The following is a 24,674-nucleotide window of genomic DNA, read 5'->3' on the forward strand; positions in this document are numbered from 1 at the left end:
CAATTTCCGGCGACTGGCTGCTTAAACTTGCAAGGTGTTTTGATCCCTGTCTCATAAACGGGGGTCAGTCCCAGTATGTGGGTTGAGGCTTTTTTGCAGGCTTGCATGTCTACCGCTGGTAGACGGAGCGGGTAATGGTCGCCCCTGGTTTGACGGCGGCGTTGTCTTTTTTCTCTGCGGCCCCGGGCTTCGGTGTCGTAGCCGGGGTTGTTTTCGCGGCCGAGGCCGATTTGGCCGGTGAGGCCGTGCCCGGGATGCTCGAAGTCTCGGCAGCGGGCGGCTGCTGGCTGTCTCCGGCCGGGATCGGCGGACCGGCAGCGTCTGGACTTGGCTGTGAGACGGCTGTCGGTCCGGCGCCCGGCGATTCGTAAGGGGCTTCGGTCGGCTTGCTGCCCTGCAGCCGGATAGATTGCTCCCAGTGGCGGTTGCCTAGAAACAGAACGACTATACAGGCTGCGAATAAAGCGACGACGACCCCTCGCTGTGCATTTATCATCGTAAGAAGTCCTCCTGCCGATTGCGAAAGTAACCAGTAAAATTATAACATAAGTTGACGTGAAAGGAAGCTTGGCAGCCTGCTGCAACAATTTTCCTGCTTCAGCCGTTGTTAAGGGCACAGGCGGCTGTGTCGATGTCAAGTTGACACAACAGCTCTGACGCAGCTCAGGCTAAGGGGGAATGTTCATGTCTACAGCACGTTCAGAACGAGACAGACACAGATGTTCGGATGCGGCAGGCAGCAGAAGGGAGGACGTTTGGCGCAAGTCAGCTTCTATGGAGGGCGCTTCAGGTACGGGGAGTACATGGAGGGGGGCAGGAAAAAGGCGCGGCGTGTCCAAATGGGCGGGCAGCGGCGCGCCAGGGTCGCTGCCCGAAGGCGCGAGAAAGCTGGTGCTGGCAGCAGTGCTGACCCTGCTGCTGCTGGCAGGCTGCAGCAGCAGCGACAGCCCGATGGCCAAGGCTGGAAGCACGCAAGCGAATCGCGAAATGGCCGAAGTGCAGTCGGTCGGCGCAATGAACCAAGCCGCTGAAGGTGCAGCCTCCGCAGACAAGGCCGCTGGGCCGCAGGAAACGGCAGCCGGGCAAGGAAAAGGGGCGGGCGCCGTAGCAGCCGGCACGGCTGCGCCTCAGGAGCCGAGCAGCCGCAAAATCATTTACAGCGCCAATGTAACGATGCAGGTGGACAGCTACGAGGATACTGAAGCGCTTGTCCAGCAAGCGGTGCGCAACGCGGGAGGTTATGTGCTGCAGTTCAATGAAAGCGCGTCAACTGCGCAAAAAAGCGGTTCTTTTGTGATCAAGGTGCCTGCGGTCGGCTTTGATTCCTTCATCAGCCAGCTGGAAACGATGAATCCGGGACTTCGCAAGTCGATGGAAGGGCAGGACGTGACCGAGGAATACGTCGATCTTGCCGCCCGGCTGAAAGCGAAGGAGCTGATGGAGAGCCGGCTGGTCGCCTTTATGGAGAAAGCGACGAAGACGGATGAGCTGCTTTCGTTTTCCACGGAGCTTGGCAAGGTACAGGAGGATATCGAACGAATTAAGGGACGGATGCGGTATCTGGAGCAGCATGTTGCTTTTTCTACGATTGAGCTGCATCTCGTGCAGAAAATCGCTTCGGCGGAGCAGCTCGGGGCAAGCGCGGCTGAACGCGGGCCGTTGATGAAGCGCGCCGGAGCGGCGCTGGACAGCTCCATGGCGGTGCTCGGCTGGCTCCTGCAGGGCTTGGTTGTCCTCGCGGCTGGCGCGCTGCCGGTGCTCATACTTCTGGCGCTGATCGCGGCTCCGGTCTGGTGGGTCAGGCGCACGCGCAAAGTGAAGCTGGCCGAGCAGCGCAAGCAGCGTTTGGACGACAACCGTCTGCTGGCCGGTAAGGACAGTCTGCATGATTCGGACCGCTCTTAATCGGCGAAATTGGCTGAAAACGGAACAAAGCGGCATCACATCGCGCAAAAAATCCTGTTTCTTCATCCGAAGAAGCAGGATTTTCTTTGATTTGGGCGAATAGTACCTGTACAGGTGGTGTGAAGTGGGGTAAAGTGGGTAAAAAGGGGGTGATGAATGGTGTTTTTGGGGGAATATCAGCATACGATCGACGAAAAAGGCCGAATGATCATTCCGGCTAAGTTTCGCGAAGCCCTCGGAGCATCGTTCATTGTCACCCGCGGTCTGGAGTCTTGTTTGTTCGTATACCCTATGCAGGAATGGTCGGTCTTGGAGCAAAAGCTAAAAGCGCTGCCTCTGATGAAATCGGATGCCCGCGCTTTTACGCGTTTTTTCTTTTCTGGCGCAACCGAGTGCGAGCTGGACAAGCAGGGGCGGATCAATCTGCCGGGTATGCTTGTATCTCACGCCAAGCTCGAAAAGGATTGTGTCGTCATCGGCGTTTCCAATCGGGTGGAGATTTGGAGCAAGACGATCTGGGAAAGCTATTTCCAGCAATCTGAAGACTCATTCGCGGAAATAGCGGAGAAGCTCGTTGACTTCAATTTTGATTTTTAACCCGGCAGCAAGCCGATGTAGGAGGATGAAGCCGTGTTTCATCACGTGACTGTACTTAAACAAGAAGCGGTGGAAGGTTTACATATTCAGCCGGATGGGATTTATGTCGATTGTACGCTTGGCGGCGCCGGGCATAGTCTGGAAATTGCTTCGCGGCTCGGGCCGGAAGGCTTGCTGATTGCATTTGATCAGGACGATGCCGCGCTGGCCAACGCCAGAGAGCGATTGTCGGGCGTGTGGGATCGCGTCAAGCTGGTGCGCAGCAACTTCCGTCATCTGGAGCGCGAGCTGGCGAACATTCCGCAGGCATGCCGCGGGGGGAAGCCGCAAGTCAACGGTATTTTGTTTGACCTCGGCGTATCGTCGCCGCAGCTGGACGAAGCGGATCGCGGCTTCAGCTACAACTACGACGCGGAGCTCGACATGCGGATGGACCAGACAGCGCCGCTGACAGCCAAGGATATTGTGAACGAATGGTCGGAGAAGGAGCTGGCGGATATCCTTTTCGAATACGGCGAGGAGAAGTTTTCACGCCGCATCGCCGCCCGGATCGTCGCTGCTCGCAGCGTCGCGCCGATTGAGTCAACGGGACAGCTGGTAGAGCTGATCAAGGAAGGCATTCCGGCCGCTGCCCGGCGGACGGGACCGCATCCGGCCAAGCGCAGCTTCCAGGCGCTGCGGATCGCGGTTAATGATGAGCTGGGCGCGTTCGAGGATGCGCTGGAGCAGTCCGTTCGCTGCCTCGCTCCGGAGGGGCGCGTCGCCGTGATTACGTTCCACTCGCTGGAGGATCGGATTTGCAAGCAATTTTTCGCCAGTCATGTAGCCAAATGCACGTGTCCGCCAGCTTTTCCGCTATGTATCTGCAATCCTCAGGGCCAGCTGAAGCTGGTGAACCGCAGGCCGATTGAGCCGGGCGACGAGGAGCTGGGCGCGAATCCGCGCGCGCGCTCGTCCAAGCTGCGGATTGCGGAGAAGCTCGCAAGTCCGTCAGACTAAACAAACATCATGCCAAACATCCGGATTACAGGATGGAAACAGTTGATCCATGAAGGAGGAGACCGCATTGCCGGCATACATGCATGGGAATCTCGCCGTAGAACAACGCACGGAACAGAAGGCCAAGGTTCAGGAGACGAAGCGGGTGGTGTACCGCCGCAAGACGCTGCCTTTGCAGGAAAAGCTGCTCTATTTGTTTACGGTTGTCATATGTGTCATCGTGGCGGGCATCATCATTTTCCGTTATGCGCAAATTTATGAGATGAGCACGCAGATCAAAACGATTGAGCAGCAACTCGTCAAGCTGGAGTCGGAGAACAACATGCTGAAGCAAAAGCTGGAGGCCGCGCTGGAGCCGCACCGGATGCTGGAGCAGGCGCGCGAGCTGGGCTTCAATACCGCCGAGCCGAACCAGGTGAAGTCGGGGGCCACCAAGTCGGCTGCCAAAACACCGGACACAAAGTCAACAGCCGCAGCCAAGAAAACGAAGGATCAGCCCTGATCCATGAGGGAAAGGGGGGACATTAATGATGACCAAAACTGTAAAATTGCGTTCACTGCTGATTGGGGGGGCATTTACCCTCCTTTTTGCTGTCCTGATAGGCAGATTGTACTGGGTGCAGGTCGTGCAGTTTGTTCATGGGGAAAACCTGTTGAGCAAGGCGAAGGAACAGTGGGCGCTGGATAAAACGATTCCGCCTGTGCGCGGAGCGATCACGGACCGGAACGGCAAGCTGCTTGCCGAGGAAGCCCCTGCGTACACCATCGCGCTGGAGCCGCAGACGATCCGCAATAACGGGCTGGAGCAGGAGATTGTGAAAGGGATCGCCGCGATCCTCGTTCCAGCTGAGGACGACCCTGGCGCTCGCATGGCCATGGAAGAGCGGATTCGCAGCCGGCTAAGCCGCATGCGTGATGACGGCACGGCGCTGCTGTCGCAGGTGGAGCTTGGCAACGAGGGCTGGAAAATGGACTCGACTGCGAGCGATCAGGTCAAGAAGCTGCGCGACGAGCTGCAGGAGAAGCTGAGGCAGCAGCTGAAGCGGTTGAATGTGAAGGAAACGCGGGACAACATCAATACGGGCATATTGCTGCTGCCGGAGAAGAAGCGGTTTTACCCCGGCGAGAAGCTGGCCGCGCATTTGATCGGTTACACAAACAAGGAAAACAAGCCCGTGATGGGGCTGGAGCAGACGCTTAACGATGTGCTCAAGGGCGAGCCGGGAGCGCTTTATTATGAGAAGGCGCCCAGGGGTGTCGGACTGCCCGATCCGAAAAACCGGTATACACCGGCGGTAAATGGCAGCAATGTCAAATTGACAGTTGACAAAAATATCCAATTTTACATGGAAAGCGCGATCGAAACCATGTACAACAAATTTAAGCCGAAAAGTATGACCGCGATTGCGGTTGACCCGCAAACGATGGAAATTTTGGGTATGGCCAATGCGCCGACCTTTAATCCGAATAAATATTGGGAGACGAAGGACACCCGCAATTTTATGAATCATGCGATTGCTTCCCAATATGAGCCGGGCTCCACGTTCAAGCTCGTTACGCTGGCCGCTACGGTAGAGGAAGGCATTTTTAACCCGAATGACCGTTTTCCTTCAGGCTCGATCAAAATTTATGACCGCAGGCTGCATGACCATAATACAGTAGGCTGGGGCACGATCTCGTACATGGAAGGCTTGAAGCGCTCCAGTAACGTAGCTTTTGTAAAGCTCGGTTACGAGAAGCTGGGCATTCCGAAGTTTAAGGAGTACATCGAGAAGTTCGGCTTCGGCGCGAGAACGGGAATTGATATACCGGGCGAGGTCAAGGGGATTGTGAACATGCAATCGCCGGTTGACTTTGCGACCGCTACGTACGGCCAAGGGTTGACGGCAACCTTGCTCCAGCAAACAGCTGCCTATGCGGCGGTTGCTAATGGCGGCAAGCTGATGAAGCCGTATTTGGTCAAGGAAATCAGCAACGCGGATACCGGAGAAATCGTCAAACATGTAGACCCGCAGGTGATTCGTCAGGTCATCTCGGAGGAAACGTCCCGGCAGGTGGGCGAATATTTGGAGCAGGTCGTCTCCGATCAGACGATGGGAACGGGCCGGAACGCTTACATCGAAGGATACCGCATTGCAGGCAAGACAGGTACCGCCAACAAAGTACTTCCAGGCGAAAAAGGGTACGCTGAGGGCAAATGGGTCATTTCCTTTATCGGCTACGCGCCGCTGGAAAATCCGCGCATTCTTGTCGCAATTGTGGCCGACGAGCCGGACCTGGGCGGCGATTACCATCGCGGCGGCGAGGTGGCCGCTCCTGCATTTCGCGAGATTGTCTCCCAATCGCTCCGCTATATGGGGATAGCTCCATCGGTAGCGGCTCAGTCGAGGGTGACCCCGTCGCTTGAGAAAACGAAAATTCCGGATTTGAACGGTTTGAGCCTCGATCAGGCGAAGGGCCAGATGAACAAGCTTGGCATCAGCGTGGAGCCGCTTGGCAAAGGCAGCAGCGTGCTGGCGCAAAATCCGGCTGCTGATTCCGAAATCGGAACGGCGCAGCGCGTGTACGTGTTGATGGAGCCGGCGGACCAGGTAGCTGTGCCGAATATGAAGGGCAAGTCGCTGCGGGATGCGCTGGAAATTTGCTCGCTGCTTTCCATCCGCTGTCAGTCGAACGGTGAAGGGTATGTGGCGGACCAGTCGGTTAGCGGCGAAGGCGGCAGCCGGGTGCTGAGCTTGACGCTCCGTCCTTATAATGAGCTGAACAGCCCGGCAGATGCAGGCAAGAAAGACGAGAAGGCGGCGTCGACAAAGTCTGAGGCTGAGCAGAACGCCGAATCCAAAGCGCAAACCGCTGCGCCCTCCGGGTCTGGTGCGAAGCCAGGAGCCGGAGCCGCCGCCGCCAAGGAAACCGAGACAAGCCGATAGGGCGTGTCTGAAAACGCTGAAGGCAGCAGATTTTGCCGAATTTTCGTTCCAAGCAAGGAAGTTTTCCGCAGGCGTGCCGAGGCACGTCAAGGGAAAGTGACGCGGCAGGGGGCGAAAAGGCGGTAAAAGATGCACTTCAGCGATTTTTGAGACACGCCCTAGCTTGTTCTAACCCCGGGTTGTCCTGAATAGGGATGTTAGGAAACCATTCTTGTTCAGAGGGGACGGAGCGGGCATGAAAGCATCGAATGTAANCTTGTTCTAACCCCGGGTTGTCCTGAATAGGGATGTTAGGAAACCATTCTTGTTCAGAGGGGACGGAGCGGGCATGAAAGCATCGAATGTAACGGTTCGCCGCCGCTTATTTGCCGCACTGATCATCGGAACGATTCTGTTCATCGCTCTGGTGACGCGGCTCGCGTATGTGCAAATTTGGCTGGGGCCGAAGCTTTCCCAGGCTGCGGAGGATAACTGGCGGCGCAATATTGAAGTGACGGCCAAGCGCGGAGAGGTGCTGGACCGCAACGGCGTGCAGCTCGCTTACAATATGAGCACGCCGACGGTAATGGCTATTCCGGTGCAGATCAAGGACCCGCAGACAACGGCTGCAAAGCTGGCGGCTGCGTTAGGCGTCGAGGCCGAGACGGTGCTGGGGCAAATTACGGTCCGTCAGTCGCAAGTGTACATCAAGCCGGGCGGACGTAAAATTACGCAGGAGAAAGCGCAGGAAATCCGCAGCTTGCAGCTTCCGGGCATCGTGGTGGCCGAGGACAACAAGCGGTATTATCCGTTCGGAGGACTGGCGGCGCATATTCTTGGCTTTACCGGCGGCTACAATCAAGGGCTGACAGGCATAGAGCTGAGATATGACAAGCTGCTCAAGGGCATCAACGGCAGCATTCAGCATATGGTGGATGCGGCAGGCAAGCCGATGCCCGGCTCCAGCGAGCTGTACAGCCAGCCGCAGGACGGGCTGAACCTGCAGCTGACGATCGACAGCAACATTCAGGCGATTATGGAGCGTGAGCTGGACCAGGCGATGGTCAAATACCAGCCCAAGCATGTGGTTGCAATTGCGATGGACCCGAATAACGGTGAAATTTTGGCGATGGGCTCCCGTCCCGGCTTTGAACCGGGCAATTACGGCGCTTATCCGGTCGAAAATTACAATCGTAATTTGCCGATCTGGATGACTTATGAGCCGGGCTCGACCTTCAAGATTATTACGCTGGCGGCTGCCCTGCAGGAAAATAAAATCAAGCTGACCGATCCGTTCTACGATAGCGGTTCGATTGAAGTAGCCGGCGCCCGGCTGCGCTGCTGGAAGCGGCAGGGGCATGGCAGCGAAACGTTTCTGCAGGTCGTTGAAAACTCCTGCAACCCTGGCTTTGTTGTGATGGGCGAGCGGCTGGGCAAGGAGAAGCTGTTCAGCTACATTCAAAACTTCGGCTTCGGCAAGAAGACAGGCATTGATCTCGGCGGCGAGGAAAACGGCATCATGTTTAAGCCGTCGCGTGTCGGACCGGTCGAATTGGCGACAACTTCGTTTGGCCAAGGGGTGTCCGTAACGCCGATTCAGCAGGTGGCGGCGATTTCGGCGGCGATTAACGGCGGCAAGCTGTATCAGCCGCATGTCGCCAGAGCGTGGTATAAGCCGGAAAGCGGCGAGCTGGTGCAGCAGATCGAGCCGACGCTTGTCCGTCAAGTCATTTCGGAGGAAACGTCGAAGCAGGTCCGGCAGACGCTGGAGAGCGTCGTCGCCAACGGAACGGGCCGCAACGCGTTTATCGACGGCTACCGTGTCGGCGGCAAAACGGGTACCGCGCAGAAGGTGATCAACGGCCGTTACTCGTCCGACGAGCATATCGTCTCGTTTATCGGCTTCGCTCCGGCGGATGATCCGAAGGTCGTCATTTATGCGGCGGTTGATGATCCGCAGGGGATACAGTTCGGCGGTCTGATCGCCGCTCCGCTGGTCAAAAACATGATGGCCGATACGCTGCGTTATATGCAGGTGCCGCCCCGTCAGGATCAGCTGGACCGCAAGTATGTGTACGGCGATACGCCGATTGTGGCTGTGCCTGATCTGGTCGGTCGCACGGTAACCGATATTTACGAGGATTTGAACATGAATTTCCAGCTGGCGAAATCGGGCGTCGGGAAAACGGTCATCAGCCAGGTGCCCAAGGCGGGAGCGCGCGTGGAGCAAGGCTCGACGATCCGAATTTACTTGTCGGACACGGGTACGCAGGGCGGGCCTGCCCCGACTGTTGTACAGCCGGCCGTCCGCGAGCCGTCGTTTTGGGACAGAGTGCTGCATATTTTTCGGCGATCTTGAGCACCCGATGAAAATTAGGCTTTTCAGCGCGCTATTTTTTGTACATAATAGATACCATGTGTAAAACGGAGGGGGAACGCTCCATGCGGCTCAAGGAACTGTTTACCCCGCTTCTCGTCAGCCGGCTGATCGGCGATGGCGAGCAGGAGATGACGGGTCTTGCGACCGATTCCCGTCGGGTGAAGGCGGGGGACGTTTTTATTTGTATACGCGGACTGACCAGTGACGGGCATGAGCATGCTGCTGCCGCCGTTGAACGCGGAGCGGTTGCGCTTGTCGCAGAGCGCGAGCTGCAGCTTGGCGTGCCGGTGCTGCTCGTGAACGATGCGCGAAGCGCCGCCGCACAGCTGGCGAGCGTCTTTTTCCGTCATCCGAGCCGGGAGCTGAAGCTGATCGGCGTCACCGGTACGAACGGGAAAACGACGACGACCTATATATTGGAGCATTTATTCAACGACCAGGGGCATCGGACCGGGCTGATGGGCAATATTCATATTAAGGTTGGCGCCGACTACCGCGAGAACCGCGCGACCAACACGCAGGAGGCGCTGGAGCTGCAGCGCATTTTGCGCGAGATGGCCGATGTCGGCACAGATTACACGCTGATGGAAGTATCCTCCCATGGACTTGCGATGGGGCGGGTGAAGGGCTGCCGGTTTCGGACCGCGATTTTCACGAACCTGACCCAGGATCATCTCGATTATCATGGCACGATGGACCACTATCGCGAAGCGAAAAGTTTGCTGTTTTCCCGTCTCGGCAATGAATATGCGAGCGACCCGGCCGAGGCGCAGTTCGCCGTGCTGAATGCCGACGATCCGGCGTCGAAGCTGCTTGGGCAAGCGACAGCAGCCCAGACGATTACTTATGCGGTGCATGACCGGAGCGCGGATGTGCGGGCGGAGGACATTGTGATGACCGGGCAAGGGACGCGCTTCCGCTGTGTGACGTTCCGGGGAACGGCTGAGCTGGACGTTCGACTGGTCGGGCTGTTTAATGTGTACAATGTGCTGGCGGCCGTCGCTGCCGCGCTGGCCGAAGGATTGGAGCTGGAGCAGATCGCGGCCAGCCTGGGACGGCTTACGTCGGTGGAGGGCCGGATGGAGGTCGTCAGCGCCGGTCAGCCTTATCTGGTGCTGGTTGATTACGCGCATACGCCGGACGGTTTGGAAAAGGCGTTATCCACGATTCGCGACTTTGCCGCAGGGCGCGTCATCTGTGTGTTTGGCTGCGGAGGCGACCGGGATCGGACGAAACGCCCGGTTATGGGGGCGCTGGCTGCAGCCTACAGCGATTACGTGTACGTGACCAGCGACAACCCGCGCACAGAGCAGCCAGACGCGATTTTGCGCGATATCGAGCCTGGACTGGTGGCGGCGGGAGCGTCAGCAGACCGCTATGAGCTGGTCGCCGACCGGCGCGAGGCGATCCGTCGGGCGATGGAGCGGGCTGCTGCGCACGATGTGGTGCTGATTGCCGGCAAAGGGCATGAAACGTATCAGGAGATCAACGGCGTCAAACATCCGTTTGACGACCGGCTGGTCGCCAAACAAGCGATAAGGGGCGAGTTGCCGTGATCGAGCGAACTTTACATGAAATAGCCGCAATGGCCGGCGGCACGCTGACCGATCCGGCTGCCGGAGAGCAGCGGGTGAAAGGGGTATCCAAGGATACCCGTACAGTATCCGCCGGCAATTTGTACGTCCCGCTGATTGGAGATGCCTTTGACGGACACAAGTTTGTCGAGGCGGCCTTTGCCGGCGGAGCGGTCGCATCCTTCTGGCAGCAGGATCATACGGCGGAGCTGCCGCCAGGCAAACCGCTGATTCTCGTGGATGACTGTTTGGCTGCGCTGCAGCGACTGGCTGTTGCCTACAAAAACGAGCTGTCCGTCCGCATCGTCGGCATCACCGGCAGCAACGGCAAAACGACAACGAAGGATTTGACGGCGTCCGTCTTGTCCACCGTGTTTCGCGTGCACAAAACCGGGGGTAATTATAACAATCATATCGGTCTTCCGCTTACGCTGCTGGAGCTGGCGGAGGATACGGAAATTGCCGTGCTGGAAATGGGCATGAGCGGACGCGGCGAAATTGAGCTGCTGTCGCGGCTGGCCGGTCCGGAGATTGCGGTCATTACCAATATCGGCGACGCGCATCTGCTGCAGCTTGGCAGCCGGATGGAAATCGCCCGCGCCAAGGCGGAAGTGATGGCTGGCCTGCAGCCGGGCGGTACGCTTGTGTACCAGGGCGATGAGCCGCTGCTGGAGCTGGCGCTGGCGGAGCTGGAGTCATCCGGCGTCCGCGCGCCGGGCGATTATTGCCGGGTGCGCTTTGGCGCGCAGCCGGGGAATGACTGGTACGCGACAAGCATAAGCATGGATAGGAACAGCTCGCAGTTTGTGCTGCAGCCGGACGGCAGCCGAGCCTTTGAAATTCCGCTGCTCGGTGCGCATAATGTGACGAATGCGCTGGCCGCCTATGCAGTCGGACGGCACTTCGGGCTGGACGATGCGGCGATTGCCAGCGGTCTGGCCGCCGTAAAAGTAACCGGCATGCGCATCGAGGTGGAGCAGCTGCCGGGCGGGCTGACGCTCTGGAACGACGCGTACAATGCCAGTCCGACCGCGATGCAGGCGGCGCTGACGCTGCTGCATGAAGCGAAAGGGTTCGGGCGCAAGTTCGCCTGCCTGGGCGACATGCTGGAGCTGGGACCGGATGAAGCCGAGCTGCACCGCGAGGTCGGACGGTTTCTCGACCCGGCCGAGGTGGCGGGCGTATTTGCCTTCGGGCCGCTGTCCGTTCATCTGGCGGAAGGGGCGCTGGAGCGGTTTCCGGCAGGAGCCGTGCAGCATTTTGCAGATAAAGAACAGCTGGCGCTTGCGCTTCACGCTGTAGCGGCGCCACAGGATGTGGTGCTGATCAAAGGTTCACGCGGCATGCGCATGGAGCAGGTAGCCGCTTTTGTCAGGCAATTGGGGGGGTAAACCGGTGGATTTCAATATTGTAATGATCACGCTGGGGGTATCGTTTTTACTGGCGCTGATTATGGGCCCGCTCGGCATACCGCTGCTGCGGAGACTCAAGTTCGGCCAGCAGATCCGCACGGACGGGCCGCAGGGGCATTTGAAGAAGGCGGGCACGCCCACGATGGGCGGTATTATTATTATGCTGGCGCTTGCGCTGGCTGTGCTGCGTTTTGGGGAGAAAAATTTGGAGACGGTCATCCTGCTGATTGCGTCACTCGGCTATGGGCTGATCGGCTTCCTGGACGATTATATCAAGATTGTGTTCAAACGGTCGCTTGGGCTGACCGCCCGGCAGAAGCTGGTCGGACAGTTGTTGCTGGCCGCAGTTGTATGCGTGTTGCTGGTCATTTCCGACCACAGCACCGAAATCCGCGTGCCTTATTTCCATGTGTCCTTTGACATGGGCTGGCTGTATTTTCCGTTTATCGTCTTTCTGATGCTGGGCACGTCCAATGCGGTCAACTTTACGGACGGTCTGGACGGCTTGCTCGCGGGTACCAGCGCGATTGCGTTTGGCGCGTATGCCATTATCGCCTTAAACAACACGCAGCCGAATATTGCGATTTTCTCGGCGGCGATGGTGGGCGCAGTGCTTGGCTTCCTGGTGTTTAACGCGCACCCGGCCAAGGTGTTTATGGGCGATACGGGATCGCTGGGCATCGGCGGCGGCCTGGTCGCCGTGGCGCTGCTGACGAAGGGGGAGCTGCTGCTGGCGCTGATCGGCGGCGTGTTTCTGGTCGAAATTATGTCGGTTGTCATTCAGGTTATTTCCTTTAAAACACGCGGGAAACGTGTATTTAAAATGAGCCCGATTCATCATCACTTCGAGCTGAGCGGCTGGTCCGAGTGGCGGGTCGTTGTTTCGTTCTGGACGGCCGGACTGATTTTGGCGGGTATCGCACTCTATATTAATGAGGTGTTGTAAGGATGGAGCATCCTGCTGCCTATCGCGGCCGCCAGGTCGTCGTACTCGGCCTGGCGCGCAGCGGCGTAGCGGTCGCCCGCTGGTTTCATGAGGCGGGCGCGCACGTAACGGTTAACGATAAGAAAGAACGCGACCTATGCCCGGAGGCCGACGAACTGGAGGCTCTGGGTATTTCTGTTGTTTGCGGCAGTCACCCCGCCGGACTGATTCATGACGGCGTAGCGCTGGTGGTGAAAAACCCTGGCATCCCCTATAGCGTTGAGCCGCTGCGCCGCGCTGCCGAGCTGGGCATCGAGACGGTCACAGAGGTCGAGGTGGCAGGCTGGCTGTGCAAGGCCCCGATCATCGGCATTACCGGCTCCAACGGCAAGACGACAACGACGACGTGGACCGGTCTGATGCTGGAGGCGGCCGGGCAGCATCCGATTGTCGCAGGCAATATCGGCCGCGCTTTGACAGAAGCCGCGCTGGAGGCGACGGCAGAGAACCGGATGGTCGTCGAGCTGAGCAGCTTTCAGCTGAAGGGCACGAAGACGTTCCGGCCAACTATTGCGTGTCTGCTGAACGTGTATGAAACTCATCTCGACTACCATGGCACGATGGACGACTATATCCATTCGAAGCAAAAGCTGTTCGCGAGCCAGCAAGCGGAGGATACGGCTGTGCTGAACTGGGATGACCCGTGGTGCCGGGCGACTGCGGAGCAGGTTCGCTCCCGCGTGCTGCCCTTCTCCGTACGCGAGGAGCTGGAGGTTGGCTTGTACGCCAAGCCGCCGCTGGCGCTGGCGAAGCAAGCCGGACATGCCTCGATGCTGGTGTACCGCGATGCGTCGGGCGCAGAGCATGACATCCTGCCGCATGACGAGCTCGGCATACCCGGCAGCCACAATGTGGAGAATGCGCTGGCTGCCAGCGCGATCGCGATTGCTTCTGGCGTGGAGCCGGCTGTCATCGCCCGCGTGCTGCGCGAGTTCCGGGGAGTTGAGCATCGGCTGGAATACGTGGCGACCCGGCAGGGCGTGCTCTTCTACAACGATTCGAAGGCGACGAATCCGACCGCTACGATCAAAACGATCGAATCCTTCGACCGCGACATCGTGCTGGTGGCCGGAGGGCTGGACCGCGGCTCCGATTATATGGAGCTGCTGCCGGTGTTCGGCCGTCAGGTGAAAGGGCTGGTCGCACTGGGCGAAACGGGGGAGAAAATCGTCCGTGTCGCCAGACAGGCAGGCATGAGCCGCGTCAAAACCGTCGATACTGCTAAGCAAGTGCAGGATACGGTAAACGAAGCGGTGCGTGAAGCGCTGGCTTTCGCCAAGCCGGGCGACGTCGTGCTGTTGTCGCCCGCGTGCGCCAGCTGGGACATGTTTCCGTCCTATGAGGAGCGGGGACGCATGTTTAAGCAGTCCGTGCATAACCTTAAAACAGGAGAGTGACAAGCTCCGGGTGATGCGCGGCCGCCGCAAGCCATGGCCCGCTGCTTGGCCGCCGCCTCCTAATTTAACCAGGTTAGAGGTGTGAGGTCATGGTCAAACCACGGTCGGCCCCGGATCTGTATTTGCTCGGTTCTACGCTGCTGCTGCTCGTTATCGGCGTGGTGATGGTGTATAGCGCCAGCGCCGTGCTGGCATTTCGCGAATTCGGCGATGCCTTTTATTACTTGAAGCGCCAGGCGCTGTTCGCAGCCCTTGGCGTCGTTGCCATGCTGTTTACGATGAATATGGATTACGCCGTCTGGCGCAAATATGCGAAGCCCGCGCTAATCGTCTGCTTCGTGCTGCTGCTTGCCGTGCTGGTGCCGGGGATCGGCGTTGTGCGCGGAGGCGCGCGGAGCTGGCTGGGCATCGGCTCCTTCGGCATTCAGCCGTCTGAATTTATGAAAATGGGCATGATTATGTTTTTGTCGCTTTGGCTGTCCAGCCAGCAGCATCCGATTACCCGGTTTACGAAAGGGCTGCTGCCGCCGCTCGGTCTGGTCGGGCTTGCCTTCGGCTTCATTATGCTGCAGCCGGATCTTGGCACGGGCGCGGTGCTGGTCGGCGCGTCGCTGCTTATTATTTATGCGGCGGGGGCGCGGCTGCGCCATCTGTCTTATCTGGGCCTGGTCGGGGTAGCGGGATTTGTCGCGCTGATCGCCGCTGCGCCGTATCGCTTGAAGCGGATCACCGCGTTTCTCGACCCGTGGCAGGACCCGCTTGGCGCCGGATACCAGTCCATTCAGTCGCTGTATGCCATCGGGCCGGGCGGTCTGGTCGGACTGGGTCTGGGCATGAGCCGTCAGAAGTACAGCTATTTGCCGGAGCCGCAAACGGACTTTATTTTTTCGATTATCGCCGAGGAGCTTGGCTTTATTGGCGGCTCTTGCGTACTGCTGCTGTTTATGGTGCTTGTCTGGCGAGGCATGCGTACGGCCATTACAGCGCCTGACGCCTTCGGCAGCTTGCTGGCTACCGGGATCGTCGGCATGATTGCCGTTCAGGTCGTCATCAACATCGGCGTTGTGATCGGCATGTTTCCGGTAACGGGCATTACGCTGCCGCTGATCAGCGCAGGCGGCTCGTCGCTTACACTTATGCTGACCTCCATCGGCGTGCTGCTTAATATTTCCCGCTATTCGAGGTGACCTGAGCTATGTCCAAAATTGTTTTCACCGGCGGGGGGACCGCCGGTCATGTCACACCCAATCTGGCGATCATGCCGGTGCTGGCGGAGCGCGGATGGGAGATGGCCTACATCGGCTCGCACGACGGCATTGAACGCGATATCATTAATCATGAACGCATCCCTTACCACCCGATTGCCTCCGGCAAGCTGCGGCGGTATTTCGATTTGAAAAACGTAAAGGACCCGTTCCGCGTGCTGCAGGGCGTCGGTCAAGCCTACGGGCTGCTGCGCCGAATCCGGCCGCATATCGTGTTTTCCAAGGGCGGCTTCGTGACCGTGCCGGTGATCGTCGCCAGCCGCATGCTCGGCATCCCGGTCATTTCACATGAATCCGATCTGACCCCCGGGCTGGCGAATCGGCTGTCGATGCCGTTTGTTTCGCGGATTTGCGTGACCTTTCCGGAGACGCTGCCCCATGTGCGCGGCGGCAAGGGAGTTTGCACGGGCCTGCCGATCCGTGAACAAATTTTGCGCGGCAAGTCGGCTCGCGGCATCGCGTTGTGCGACTTTCATTCGCAAAAGCCGGTGCTGCTTGTGATGGGCGGCAGTCTCGGCGCGCAGCGGATCAACCAGGCGGTTCGCGCTGCGCTGGATACGCTGCTGCAGCGGTATCAGCTGATTCATATTTGCGGCAAAGGGCATAAGGACGCTTCCCTGGAGGGCGTTCGCGGCTATCGGCAGTTCGAGTATGTCAAGGATGAGCTGCCGGACTTGCTGGCCTGCGCCGATCTGGTCGTTTCCCGGGCGGGCTCGACCTCGATTTTTGAGTTTTTGGCGCTGCGCAAGCCGATGCTGCTGATTCCACTGTCGCGCCAGGCGAGCCGGGGCGATCAAATTTTGAATGCGGCGTCGTTCGAGCGGCAGGGCTACGCCCGCGTGCTGCAGGAGGAGGAGCTGACGCCGGACGCTTTAACCGCCGGCCTCGCTGCGCTGGAGACGGACGAAGCGGCGATGAAGCAGCGGATGGATGCGAATCCATATGGCAACGGGACGGAGGCCATCGTTGCGCTCATCGAGCAATTCAAGCTTTCCCGCGACTAATTTTGCGGATGGGCGATTGTCACACTCTGCAGCAAGTCACATAAACTACACTATAACCGTGACAGACACCCGGCGAGGCGGCCGATGGCAAAATCCGGTACGGAGGCTTGCAGGCGGGTGCGCCGCCGGCCGCTACGGATGAACGGCAGCCAGCGCCGCTCTATGCGCCCGGGCGTTCTGTGAAGGAGGTTGATCCCATGCAACAAGTCATATCGGAATTGCTGAACGGATCGTTCGGAATGGTCAGGCTTCAGGAGCCGCTTGCGCCCTACACGACCTGGAAAATCGGCGGTCCCGCCGATTGCCTGCTGACGCCTGCGAACAAGGAGCAGTTGGTTCGGGCCGTGCAGCTGCTGCATGTGAGCGGAGTGCCCTGGACGGTCATCGGTCGCGGTTCCAACATGCTCGTCTCGGACAAAGGTATCCGCGGCGTCGTCATCAAGCTCGGCGATGCGCTGAACACGCTGCGGATCGAAGAGTCGACGATGATTGCGGGCGGCGCGTACTCGTTCATTAAACTTTCGGTGATGGCCGGCAAGGAAGGCTTGACCGGACTTGAGTTCGCCGGAGGCATACCGGGAACCGTGGGAGGGGCCGTCTACATGAACGCCGGGGCGCATGGCTCGGATGTGTCACGCATTTTACAGCGGGCAGAAGTGCTGCTCCCGACCGGGGAGTTGGTTACGCTGCGGAACGAAGACTTGGGTTACGGCTACAGGCATTCCGTGCTGCAGGCGAATCCGGGCATCGTCACCGAAGCCCAGTTCAGGCTGCAGGCCGGCGACCGCAAGGAAATCGCCGCCGCGCTGGCGGCCAACAAGGATCGCCGGCTGCGCACACAGCCGCTGCAGCTCGCCTGCGCAGGCAGCGTCTTCCGCAATCCGGAAGGCCATCATGCGGCCAGGCTGATCGAGGAGGCAGGCTTGAAGGGCCTGACCGTCGGCGGCGCCCAGGTTTCTCCGCTGCATGCCAACTTCATCGTTAACACCGGGCAAGCGACAGCCCATGACGTGCTCACCCTGATCGAACAAATCATAGCAGAAGTCCATGCCCGATTCGCAGTTAAGCTCGTACCCGAAGTATTGGTGGTCGGTGAGCGGTAAATCGGAGGTGGGAGTTTGGAAAAGTTGGTTATCGAAGGCGGGAAACCTCTATCGGGAGCCATCAAAATTCACGGCGCGAAAAACGCCGCTCTGCCGATTTTGGCAGCGAGCATCATGGCGGAGGGCACGGTTGTTTTAACGAATGTGCCGGAGCTTTCGGATATCGGCGTGATGCTGGGGATTTTACGTTCACTCGGCTGCAAAGCGGAGCAGGCGGGCGATACCGTTACGGTAAATACGGCGGCTGTTCATCAGTTTCATATTCCGGAGCATTTGATGAGTCAGATGCGGTCCTCGATCTTCCTGATGGGGCCGCTGCTGGCCCGTCTCGGACGGGTGGAGCTGTATCAGCCCGGAGGCTGTGCGATTGGCGAGCGCAAGATTGATCTGCATCTGCACGGGCTGGCTGCGCTTGGCGTGCAGATTGAGGACAACGGCAGCCGGATCGTCTGCACAGCGGCTGAATTGACCGGTGCGGATATTGTACTTGATTATCCGAGTGTGGGCGCAACGGAAAACATCATGATGGCGGCTGCGATGGCCCGCGGTCAGACGACCCTTACCGGTGCGGCTCGCGAGCCGGAAATTCAGGACCTGCAGAACTTCCTCAATGCGATGGGCGCGAAAATTATCGGAGCCGGAACAGATACCATTACGATCGAAGGCGTCCCGGAGCTCGTCCCGTGCACGTATCGCATTATCCCCGACCGCATCGTAGCCGGTACGCTGATGATCGCTGCCGCCGTGACACGCGGCAACGTGACCCTGCAGGGCGTATGCCCGGCCCACCTGACCTCCGCGATCCATGTCCTGAAGCGCGCAGGTGTTCAAATCACAATCGACAGTGATATAATGAATGTATGCGCGCGATCCCGCCTCAGGGCGGTGGAGCGGATCGTCACCAGCCCGTACCCTTCCTTCCCGACCGACCTGCAGTCCCAGATCATGGTGCTGCTCAGCCTGGCGGACGGCTTCAGCCTTATCAAGGAAACCGTGTTCGAAGGACGCTTCAAGCACGTTGATGAGTTGTCCCGGATGGGAGCCGATATCCGGGTTGACTTGAACGTCGCTATGATCAGGGGCGTGCCGCGCTTGTATGGCGCAACCGTCGAGGCAACCGACTTGCGCGCAGGGGCTGCGCTGGTGATCGCCGGCTTGGTAGCTCAGGGTACGACGGTCATTGAGCAGATTCATCATATCGACCGGGGCTACGACCGCATTGAGGCGATGCTGCGCTCGCTCGGCGCCAGCATCAACAGGACGACGCCGGTTGTGATGGAATAGGTCGCTCATCCTTGGAAGACCTCGATCGAGATTTAGGGCTTCGATCCGAAGCTTTTCTTATCATCAGTTTATGAGCATTGCCGCCGGGTTATCCCTCTTTCCCAGCTTCCTTGCGATCCAGGCGATCGACGCGAGCGGAGGGAAACCGGCGGTGTACATACCCCGTGAAGAGGAGGACGTCATGAGGGATCGACTTCCCGTAATCAAGCAGGACAAGCCGCGAAGCCGCAGCAGCAGGAAGCTGCTTTTATTTCTTTTTTTGTTTTTTGTCACGCTGCTGCTCATCCTGTTTTTCCAGTCGTCGCTTAGCAAGGTGACGGAGGTTACGATTGACGGACAAGCGCTGGTAGCCGAGGAGCAGATCCGCAAGGCGGCGGCCGTCCTGCCGGGCGATCATTTTTTCTCGGTATCGGACGAGCAGGTGTCCAGCCAGATCAAGGCGCTGCGGATGATCGAATCGGTCGAGGTGAAAAAGCGGTTTCCGGGCCGGATTGAGATTCATGTGCAGGAGTTCCCGAAGGTCGCGTATCAATTCGGCGATAACGGGCAGGTAGAGGCGCTGCTGGCGGATGGAAGCGTCGTGCCGGTTACGATGCAGGGAGCGAAGCTGGACATGCCGATTCTCTCCGGCTGGAGCAAGGACGATCCGCTCAAAGCGGCGCTATGTCGTGCCATGGCCGCACTGGACCCGGCGTTGTTCACAGATGTGTCGGAAATCAAGCCTTCGCCGAGCCAGTCGTTTCCCGATCGCATCAAAATGTACATGCGCACGCAATTTGAGGTTGTCACCACGATCGAGTACTTGCCGCAGAAGCTTCCGCATCTCGGCGCATTTATCGCCAGTCTGCACGAAAATCACATTACGAGCGGCGTGCTGACGATGCTGCTGGCGGACTCGCATGCCCCGTTCCCGGCTGCCGAGCAGCCGGCGAGCGGCAAGAAAACGACCGAAGCTCCAGGCAAAACAAGCGGCGGCAAGCAGTCTCCGGCAACGACAACTCCAACCAGCAAGGAGGACAATGAAGACAAGCAAGTCAGATCGACGCCGAAAGAATAGTCGTCTTTCTCTGACAGAGTCTATAGGCCTACGCGTAGTTCGAAAGTTCCTACTTTTGAATGGGGATACATGATATTATTGAGATTATGGGATATTTTCAGTTTCCGTGCAAAAAAAGAATGTGAAAAAAAGAGGAAACCACAGAGCCGTGTGGAATAGGTACAAGCAGGTTTGCTGACCAAGGCTTATTTATACTACAATTTACAGGAGGTGCCACGGGTTGAGCAGCAATGACATCATTGTTAGTTTGGACATCGGTACATCCAAAGTTCGTGCTATTATTGGAGAAGTCGTTAACGGCGCCATTAATATAATTGGAGTTGGATCTGCCGACTCGCAAGGAATTCGCAAGGGAGCGATCGTGGATATCGACCAAACGGTTCAATCCATCCGCAGTGCTGTCGATCATGCGGAGCGGATGGTCGGTATTCAAATTGCTGAGGTGTATGTAGGCATCTCCGGAAACCATATCGCCTTGCAATCGAGTCATGGTGTAGTTGCCGTGTCCAATGAGGACCGCGAAATTGGCGACGAGGATATTGAGCGCGTGATTCAGGCGGCGAAAGTTATTCCGCTGGCGCCGGAGCGCGAGATTATCGGAGTGGTGCCGAATCAGTATGTCGTGGACGGGACGGACCAGATTTACGATCCGCGCAGCATGATTGGCGTCAGACTTGAAGTGGAAGCAACGATTGTGACCGGCACGAAAACAGCCATTCATAATTTGCTGCGTGTGGTGGAGAAGTCGGGCTTGAAAGTATCCGGGCTGATCCTGATGTCACTCGCTGCCGGACATCTGGCGTTGTCCAAGGATGAGAAGGCGGTCGGCACCGTGCTTGTGGATATTGGGGCCGGGGCGACGACCATTGCGATTTTCGACGAAAATCATCTGGTAGCGACTTCGACGTTGCCGATCGGCGGCGAGTACATTACGAATGATATCGCTTATGGACTGCGCACACAGGCGGATATCGCGGAGAAAATCAAGCTCAAGTTCGGCTGTGCGCTCGTGGATCACGCGGCTCCCGATCAGGTTTTCAAGGTAAACCGGATTGGCAGCAATGTGGACAAGGAGTTTTCGCAGGTCGATCTCGCCAACATTATCGAGCCGCGCGTTCAGGAAATTTTCCATCTGATCCGGATGGAGGTTCAGCGGCTTGGCTATGCCGAGCTGCCTGGAGGATATGTTTTGTCCGGAGGAACGGTGTCGATTCCGGGGATTTTGCCTGTCGCGCAAGTGGAGCTGGCTTCTTCCGTGCGAATTGCCGTCCCTGATTATATCGGGGTACGTGATCCTTCCTTTACAAGCGGAGTCGGGATCATCCAGTATGCGTCCAAGTATGTGCGCGGAGCCAGACAAGCTTCGGGCGCCAAACGGGTGACCAGCACTAAGAAAGCGTCTGCCGGTCAAGAGCAAAAGCCCTCGACCATGGAGCGGTTAAAAAATTGGTTAAGCGAGTTTATTTGAACCAACCGTGATCTTGATCAAGAAACGAGAGCACGGCTGGTTTAATGCCTAATGAGGGGGAAGACGCTAGTATGTTTGAATTTGACATGGATACTGACCATTTGGCTAAAATAAAAGTCATCGGTTGCGGTGGCGGCGGCAGCAACGCGGTTAACCGAATGATTGAAAACGGTGTGAAGGGCGTTGAGTTCATCACGGTGAATACGGACGCCCAAGCGCTGCATTTGTCCAAATCCGAGACGAAGCTGCAAATCGGCGACAAGCTGACACGAGGTCTCGGCGCGGGTGCGAATCCTGAGGTAGGCAAGAAGGCCGCGGAGGAGTCCCGCGATTTGATTTTCAACGCGCTGAAGGGCTCGGACATGGTGTTTGTTACGGCTGGCATGGGCGGCGGCACAGGTACGGGCGCTGCTCCAGTGATTGCAGAGATCGCGAAAGAATGCGGCGCTCTGACCGTTGGCGTTGTGACGCGGCCGTTTACCTTTGAGGGCCGCAAGCGTGCGCTCCAGGCGGATCAGGGCATCGCTGCGTTGAAGGAAAAGGTCGATACGCTGATCGTCATTCCGAATGATCGGCTGCTTGAAATCGTTGATAAAAAGACGCCGATGCTGGAAGCGTTCCGTACGGCGGACAATGTATTGCGCCAGGGCGTTCAAGGGATTTCCGACTTGATCGCGGTTCCGGGTCTCATTAACCTCGACTTCGCAGACGTGAAAACGATTATGACCGAGCGCGGCTCCGCGTTGATGGGGATCGGTGTAGGCACGGGGGAAAATCGTGCGGCGGAGGCGGCCAAGCAGGCGATTATGTCGCCGTTGCTGGAAACGTCGATTGATGGCGCGCGCGGCGTGCTGATGAACATTACAGGCGGCGCCAATCTGTCGCTGTATGAAGTAAATGAAGCTGCGGATATCGTCGCTTCCGCTTCCGATCTGGAAGTAAATATGATCTTCGGCGCCGTAATCGACGAGCGGCTGAAGGATGAGATCATGGTTACCGTCATCGCGACAGGCTTCGAGCATAAAAACTTGACGGCGCCTCCGGCGAAAAAGCCAGCCGCTCCGGGTGTTTCGTCCAATCCAAGCCAGCAGACGGAGCCTACGGATTCGCGGATGAACAATCTGCGGCCATTCGGCGGACAAACCTCGAACGATCAGCTGGATATTCCGGCTTTCCTGCGCAACCGCAACCGCGGCGGCTTTGACAACAAATAAGACAGGCAGCTTGGCTGCTGTAAAACCGGTCCTTCAGGAGGCCGGTTTTTTTGCGTGCGGCGTGGCGGCAGCAAATTCCGGACGGACGGAATCGCCCCACGAACCGACAAAAATAGTCCCGCTGCCATGGCATGATTAGACAGACTTTGGAATAGGCATAAGATATACTTGTCTCATCCGCGAAAGCGACAGACGACAGATGACAGGCGTCGGGCGGCTGCGGAGGAGGTGAAGACGATGGTCGTCTATCTGGATATCATTTTCCTCCTCAATGTGCTGATTGACGGCGCCTTGCTGTGGACCACGGCTTGGTCGCGCAAGCTGCGATTTCGGTTTTGGAGGCTTTTGCTCTCGGCTTTACTTGGCGGCAGCTATGCCGTATTTTTATTTTTTCCGCCGCTCGGATTTTTGTACACGTTTCTGGTCAAATTTGCTTTGTCCCTTGTCATGCTGTTGACGGCGTTCGGGTTCGGCGGTGTTCAGCATTTTGTGCGGAATGTCGGCGCATTTTATATGGTCAACTTTGTAGCGGCCGGCGTCGTGGTCGGTTGTATGTATGCAAGTCAATCAGCTGAGGAGGTGCTGAACGGTATTTTACTAGGCCGCGGTCTGACGGGAACGCTTACGCTGGTGTTTGTAGGTATCCCGCTGGCTGTATGGCTGTACCGGACGGTCATTCAGGCGTTGAAGCGCAAGCAGGAGCTGGCCTCGCTGATGGCCCAGGTGGAGGTGCATATTGATGAGGTGGCCGCCAGCTGCACCGGGTTAATTGACACAGGCAACCAGCTGTACGACCCGCTGACGCGGACGCCGGTCATGGTGATGGAAGCGTCCCGCTGGCAGGACTGGATTCCCGAGGCATGGATGGACAACATCAGGCGGTCCGAGGTTGACCGGATCGTGACGGCGATCGGCACGGAGCCTTTTATTTGGCAGGACAGATTAAGGCTTGTGCCGTATCGCGGAGTAAACCGCAGTACCCAATTTATGCTTGCGCTCAAGCCGGACAAGGTTGTCATCACAACCGAGCAGGGGCAGACCGAGACGCTCAAGGTGCTGATCGGACTGGACGGAGGGCGGCTGAGTGCGGACAACGCATACCACGCCATCATTCATCCTTCGCTCATCCAAGCGGGCAGCGGCTAGCCCAATCAACGAAACCCGGAACAGGAGGAAGCCAAACATGTTAGTGAAATGGAAGCTGACGATGCAATTGATGATGTTCCGTCTGCTGCTGATGGTCGGGCTCAAAGGAAATGAGATTTATTATATCGGAGGCAGTGAAGCGCTGCCGCCCCCGCTCACCCGCGAAGAGGAAGAGTTTTTGCTAGGAAAGCTTCCATCCGGCGATGCGGCCATCCGGGGGATGCTGATTGAGCGCAACCTGCGGCTAGTCGTGTACATTGCGCGCAAGTTCGAAAATACCGGCATCAATATTGAAGACCTTGTGTCGATCGGCGCGATTGGGCTAATCAAGGCGGTCAACACCTTTGATCCGGAGAAAAAAATCAAGCTGGCCACCTACGCCTCGCGCTGCATCGAAAATGAAATTTTGATGTATTTGCGCCGCAACAGTAAAATCCGGACCGAGGTTTCCTTCGACGAACCGCTGAATATCGACTGGGATGGCAATGAGCTGCTGCTGTCGGACGTGCTTGGCACGGAAAATGATACGATCTATCGCAACATCGAGGAGCAGGTCGACCGCAAGCTGCTGCACAAAGCCCTGGATAAGCTGACTGAGCGGGAGCGGATCATTATGGAGCTGCGCTTCGGATTGCAGAACGGGGAGGAAAAGACGCAGAAGGACGTAGCCGATATGCTGGGCATTTCGCAATCCTATATATCAAGGCTGGAGAAGCGGATTATCAAACGTTTGCGCAAGGAGTTTAATAAGATGGTGTGAATCTGACTAGAAATCCGAAGCCTTCCTTTTATGTGACAGCATAGGGGGAAGGTTTTTTGTTGTTTCAATAAAATAACAATATAGTACATTATTCACTAAAAATACTTAATTTGTTCACATTTGAAGTAAAAAATTTTAAATATTATTGAAAGTAATAGCTATAATTGATAACATATTAATAAATTTATACTTATTTCCATATTTTACTTCAAATATCA

20 protein-coding genes are annotated in these 24,674 nt (G+C 57.6%); 19 read left to right on the forward strand and 1 reads right to left on the reverse strand.

Annotated elements, in window-relative coordinates:
• Positions 1-109: 109 nt before the first annotated feature.
• Positions 110-496 (reverse strand): hypothetical protein, encoded by a 387-nt coding sequence (locus AC6ROY_RS24055; RefSeq protein WP_500103100.1) that lies wholly within the window; start codon positions 494-496, stop codon positions 110-112.
• A 335-nt stretch (positions 497-831) separates the two neighbouring features.
• Here AC6ROY_RS24055 and AC6ROY_RS24060 point away from each other — a divergent pair, with 335 nt between their 5' ends.
• The 19 genes from AC6ROY_RS24060 to sigE all read left to right on the forward strand — a co-directional run bounded on the left by AC6ROY_RS24060 (position 832) and on the right by sigE (position 24,456).
• Positions 832-1,905, forward strand: coding sequence for a DUF4349 domain-containing protein (locus AC6ROY_RS24060; RefSeq protein ID WP_500103101.1), 1,074 nt, complete (start codon positions 832-834; stop codon positions 1,903-1,905).
• Positions 1,906-2,064: 159 nt separating this feature from the next.
• Positions 2,065-2,502, forward strand: coding sequence for a division/cell wall cluster transcriptional repressor MraZ (gene mraZ, locus AC6ROY_RS24065; RefSeq protein ID WP_500103120.1), 438 nt, complete (start codon positions 2,065-2,067; stop codon positions 2,500-2,502).
• A gap of 33 nt (positions 2,503-2,535) precedes the next feature.
• Positions 2,536-3,501: a 16S rRNA (cytosine(1402)-N(4))-methyltransferase RsmH gene (rsmH, locus tag AC6ROY_RS24070; protein WP_500103102.1), complete on the forward strand. Its 966-nt coding sequence runs from the start codon at positions 2,536-2,538 to the stop codon at positions 3,499-3,501.
• A gap of 67 nt (positions 3,502-3,568) precedes the next feature.
• On the forward strand, positions 3,569-4,003 hold the full coding sequence (locus AC6ROY_RS24075) for a cell division protein FtsL (RefSeq protein WP_500103103.1): 435 nt from the start codon (positions 3,569-3,571) through the stop codon (positions 4,001-4,003).
• 25 nt (positions 4,004-4,028) lie between these two features.
• Entirely contained in the window at positions 4,029-6,428 is a 2,400-nt protein-coding gene (locus AC6ROY_RS24080) for a penicillin-binding transpeptidase domain-containing protein (RefSeq protein WP_500103104.1), read from the forward strand.
• A 328-nt stretch (positions 6,429-6,756) separates the two neighbouring features.
• A complete protein-coding gene (locus AC6ROY_RS24085) occupies positions 6,757-8,766 on the forward strand; it encodes a stage V sporulation protein D (protein WP_500103105.1) in 2,010 nt (669 codons plus the stop codon).
• 83 nt (positions 8,767-8,849) lie between these two features.
• The gene (locus AC6ROY_RS24090) at positions 8,850-10,343 is read left to right on the forward strand and encodes a UDP-N-acetylmuramoyl-L-alanyl-D-glutamate--2,6-diaminopimelate ligase (protein ID WP_500103106.1); all 1,494 of its coding nucleotides are present in this window, start codon (positions 8,850-8,852) and stop codon (positions 10,341-10,343) included.
• Positions 10,340-11,752, forward strand: coding sequence for a UDP-N-acetylmuramoyl-tripeptide--D-alanyl-D-alanine ligase (locus AC6ROY_RS24095; RefSeq protein WP_500103107.1), 1,413 nt, complete (start codon positions 10,340-10,342; stop codon positions 11,750-11,752). The genes AC6ROY_RS24090 and AC6ROY_RS24095 overlap by 4 nt, the downstream gene beginning before the upstream one ends.
• Before the next feature lie 4 nt (positions 11,753-11,756).
• A complete protein-coding gene (mraY, locus tag AC6ROY_RS24100) occupies positions 11,757-12,719 on the forward strand; it encodes a phospho-N-acetylmuramoyl-pentapeptide-transferase (protein WP_500103108.1) in 963 nt (320 codons plus the stop codon).
• A 2-nt stretch (positions 12,720-12,721) separates the two neighbouring features.
• Positions 12,722-14,155: a UDP-N-acetylmuramoyl-L-alanine--D-glutamate ligase gene (gene murD, locus AC6ROY_RS24105; protein WP_500103109.1), complete on the forward strand. Its 1,434-nt coding sequence runs from the start codon at positions 12,722-12,724 to the stop codon at positions 14,153-14,155.
• Positions 14,156-14,244: 89 nt separating this feature from the next.
• Positions 14,245-15,342, forward strand: a complete 1,098-nt coding sequence (gene spoVE, locus AC6ROY_RS24110; protein ID WP_500103110.1) for a stage V sporulation protein E — start codon at positions 14,245-14,247, stop codon at positions 15,340-15,342.
• A gap of 8 nt (positions 15,343-15,350) precedes the next feature.
• On the forward strand, positions 15,351-16,424 hold the full coding sequence (gene murG / locus AC6ROY_RS24115; protein ID WP_500103111.1) for an undecaprenyldiphospho-muramoylpentapeptide beta-N-acetylglucosaminyltransferase: 1,074 nt from the start codon (positions 15,351-15,353) through the stop codon (positions 16,422-16,424).
• 197 nt (positions 16,425-16,621) lie between these two features.
• Positions 16,622-17,527 (forward strand): UDP-N-acetylmuramate dehydrogenase, encoded by a 906-nt coding sequence (gene murB / locus AC6ROY_RS24120; RefSeq protein WP_500103112.1) that lies wholly within the window; start codon positions 16,622-16,624, stop codon positions 17,525-17,527.
• A 15-nt stretch (positions 17,528-17,542) separates the two neighbouring features.
• The gene (gene murA, locus AC6ROY_RS24125; RefSeq protein WP_500103113.1) at positions 17,543-18,811 is read left to right on the forward strand and encodes a UDP-N-acetylglucosamine 1-carboxyvinyltransferase; all 1,269 of its coding nucleotides are present in this window, start codon (positions 17,543-17,545) and stop codon (positions 18,809-18,811) included.
• A 181-nt stretch (positions 18,812-18,992) separates the two neighbouring features.
• Entirely contained in the window at positions 18,993-19,868 is an 876-nt protein-coding gene (locus AC6ROY_RS24130) for a cell division protein FtsQ/DivIB (RefSeq protein WP_500103114.1), read from the forward strand.
• Between the two features lie 220 nt (positions 19,869-20,088).
• On the forward strand, positions 20,089-21,336 hold the full coding sequence (gene ftsA / locus AC6ROY_RS24135; protein ID WP_500103115.1) for a cell division protein FtsA: 1,248 nt from the start codon (positions 20,089-20,091) through the stop codon (positions 21,334-21,336).
• Positions 21,337-21,407: 71 nt separating this feature from the next.
• Positions 21,408-22,550 carry a cell division protein FtsZ gene (gene ftsZ, locus AC6ROY_RS24140; RefSeq protein ID WP_500103116.1) on the forward strand — a complete coding sequence of 381 codons (1,143 nt, stop codon included), beginning with the start codon at positions 21,408-21,410 and terminating at the stop codon, positions 22,548-22,550.
• Positions 22,551-22,787: 237 nt separating this feature from the next.
• A complete protein-coding gene (gene spoIIGA / locus AC6ROY_RS24145; protein WP_500103117.1) occupies positions 22,788-23,696 on the forward strand; it encodes a sigma-E processing peptidase SpoIIGA in 909 nt (302 codons plus the stop codon).
• A 37-nt stretch (positions 23,697-23,733) separates the two neighbouring features.
• Positions 23,734-24,456, forward strand: a complete 723-nt coding sequence (gene sigE, locus AC6ROY_RS24150; protein ID WP_500103118.1) for an RNA polymerase sporulation sigma factor SigE — start codon at positions 23,734-23,736, stop codon at positions 24,454-24,456.
• Positions 24,457-24,674 lie beyond the last annotated feature (218 nt).

It is taken from the genome of Paenibacillus sp. sg306046 (assembly GCF_059821225.1).

Coding starts and splice junctions, on each gene's coding strand:
- AC6ROY_RS24055 (WP_500103100.1), bottom strand. CDS start 496: ATGATAAATGCACAGCGAGGGGTCGTCGTCGCTTTATTCGCAGCCTGT.
- AC6ROY_RS24080 (WP_500103104.1), top strand. CDS start 4,029: ATGATGACCAAAACTGTAAAATTGCGTTCACTGCTGATTGGGGGGGCA.
- AC6ROY_RS24085 (WP_500103105.1), top strand. CDS start 6,757: ATGAAAGCATCGAATGTAACGGTTCGCCGCCGCTTATTTGCCGCACTG.
- AC6ROY_RS24090 (WP_500103106.1), top strand. CDS start 8,850: ATGCGGCTCAAGGAACTGTTTACCCCGCTTCTCGTCAGCCGGCTGATC.
- murD (WP_500103109.1), top strand. CDS start 12,722: ATGGAGCATCCTGCTGCCTATCGCGGCCGCCAGGTCGTCGTACTCGGC.
- spoVE (WP_500103110.1), top strand. CDS start 14,245: ATGGTCAAACCACGGTCGGCCCCGGATCTGTATTTGCTCGGTTCTACG.
- murG (WP_500103111.1), top strand. CDS start 15,351: ATGTCCAAAATTGTTTTCACCGGCGGGGGGACCGCCGGTCATGTCACA.
- murB (WP_500103112.1), top strand. CDS start 16,622: ATGCAACAAGTCATATCGGAATTGCTGAACGGATCGTTCGGAATGGTC.
- AC6ROY_RS24130 (WP_500103114.1), top strand. CDS start 18,993: ATGAGGGATCGACTTCCCGTAATCAAGCAGGACAAGCCGCGAAGCCGC.
- ftsZ (WP_500103116.1), top strand. CDS start 21,408: ATGTTTGAATTTGACATGGATACTGACCATTTGGCTAAAATAAAAGTC.
- spoIIGA (WP_500103117.1), top strand. CDS start 22,788: ATGGTCGTCTATCTGGATATCATTTTCCTCCTCAATGTGCTGATTGAC.
- sigE (WP_500103118.1), top strand. CDS start 23,734: ATGTTAGTGAAATGGAAGCTGACGATGCAATTGATGATGTTCCGTCTG.